Annotated in this window: 1 protein-coding gene; it reads right to left on the reverse strand. The window is 61.1% G+C overall.

Going from position 1 to position 1,679, the window contains the following annotated elements; translation table 11 throughout:
- Window positions 1-1,545: hypothetical protein (locus EPO09_RS22205; RefSeq protein WP_290646810.1), on the reverse strand; the 1,545-nt coding region annotated here is incomplete at its 3' end.
- Window positions 1,546-1,679: the final 134 nt, after the last annotated feature.

Below are 1,679 nucleotides of genomic sequence, written 5' to 3' on the forward strand. Positions count from 1 at the left end.
CGCGGCGGCTAGGGGTTGATAATCCGATTCCAGCCCCCGCTTCGCTCGCCCCACAATCACAGCGGTGTGGTCCGATGGTTGCACGGGATAGGCAAAGGTCAGGGCCAGCGCGTCACCGTTGTCTGGCGACGCCAACCCACGCTTTTTCATGTCCTGCTTTGATTCGAGTTGTATGTGGTCGCGCCCATCCAACATCCGATACCCGAACTCCACGCCGGTCAAGTCAGCCAACATTTCCGGATCATTGTCCAGCATCCCACCAGTCAGCCAGTCCCGCATCAGGCCCCACATCTCTGCGCGCTTATTAGCGTACGCAACCGCGCCTTCAGTCTTATCCTGCGCGCGATCGGCTCTACCTCCGAATTGAATCCCGACCACTGGCAGTCGCAACATTCGGCAGCGGTCTACCACTCCGCCGCCAACGCCGCCCTCATCAACGAAGATCGCATCTGGGTGCCATTCCTCGTAGACTTGCGCCACTCGCGCGGCCAGAGCCATCGTGTCAACCCCACGCATCTTGATCGGCTCAATCGAGCGCGCATCTCGCCCGCGGCGCAGCCGAATCACACTGGCGTCGTCGCCGAACCGCGCGACATCGACGCCCATGACTAAAGGATCATACATAGTGGCCTCAACAAGTCGCGTCGGGTGCATTGCGAGTTCGGCCGCTTCCGACGAAATGAACTGCATTGTGCCGGCGCGGGGGAATATGCCGCGGACGCGGACACGAAAGAAATCGCTATCCTCCCCGTAATCCGCCAGCCACGCTGCGATTTGCGCCTTGTTGGGTAACTTCGCGGCTCGGCTGTCGATCTGATGCGTCTTCCAGCGGTGACGGAACCGCCCGAAGCACTCTCGGAAGCGTCCAGTATTTCGAGTCGGGTTTCCGAAAGCACACCAGATGATCTCGGTGTTTACGTCAGTGAGCGCGCCCTCGGTGGTCTGCCAGATAATGTCCGGGATAGCGGACGCTTCGTCAAAGAGCGCGAGAACCCGCTTACCTTGATTGTGCAGACCCGCGAACGCTTCGACGTTCTTCTCCGACCAGGCGATGGCATCAATACGCCAAGTCTTCTCATACCCCGGCTTGACCGAGCACAGCGCGGTAGCAGTGAGCGAGAACGCTGCTTTACCGAGGTAAAGGCGGTACCATTTCGACAATTCAGCCCAGGTCTTGGTGCGTAGCTGGACCTCTGTGTTCGCGGTAACAACGCCCCGGGTATCTTCCTTCGTCGCCATGGCCCAGAGGATGATCCACGCAATCAGCGCAGACTTCCCTGGACCGTGACCCGACGCTACCGCCTCTTGAATCGCTTCGTTTGGGGCCTGTAAGCCGTCACGGATTTCAGCCAGAATCGTGGCCTGCCAAGCATCCGGTCCGGCGAAACCGTCAAGCTCGCCAGGCTCGCCCCATGGGAACGAGATTTGGACGAAGCGTAGCGGGTCAGTGGCGCAGGCTTCAGTTTCGTGGATCGCCTCCTCCCGCAGCAGCTCCGCCAGCCGTTCCTCCTCGTCGTCGGTCCATGCCTCACCGCTGGATGACATAAACCACCGTCGGGGAGGCAACGTTATTCCGGCGACGCCGGGACAGCGACCCCCTCGATCTCCAACCCCAGCGCCGCCCGCCGCTTCCGTAGCAATGCGTCGATCTCGGCCCGCCGCTGTTCCGGCGTCGCCGT

It is taken from the genome of Aquabacterium sp. (assembly GCF_004297345.1).
In the GTDB taxonomy this organism is placed as follows: Bacteria; Pseudomonadota; Gammaproteobacteria; order Burkholderiales; family Burkholderiaceae_C; genus Aquabacterium.